Annotated in this window: 1 pseudogene; it reads left to right on the plus strand. The window is 37.2% G+C overall.

Features of this window, described 5'->3' with window-relative positions:
- Nucleotides 1–169: 169 nt before the first annotated feature.
- Nucleotides 170–288 (plus strand): annotated as a pseudogene (locus tag A6R74_RS23460) (hypothetical protein); the annotation flags it as partial.

Below are 288 nucleotides of genomic sequence, written 5' to 3' on the forward strand. Positions count from 1 at the left end.
TTTTTTGGAAGGCACTTGTGTCCTTGCATTTGAACCAGTGAATACTTGGTATCCTCACATTATCCTGCGCACTATAGAAAAAAATCAAACTCATTTAGATGATGCTGTGAACTATATTGATTCTATAGTTGAAAATTTGATTTAAAGCGGCAATAGAGAAGATTATGTCTTTCTAGTGGGCTTCTCTCAGGGTGCTTGTGTTGCCAGCCAATATTTATTTAAATTTAGAAGAAGATTGGGTGGAGCGTTTATCTTTACTGGTGGGATATTCGGGCCAGGGATAAATGT

Source organism: Halomonas sp. ALS9 (genome assembly GCF_001651035.1).
GTDB lineage: Bacteria > Pseudomonadota > Gammaproteobacteria > Pseudomonadales > Halomonadaceae > Vreelandella.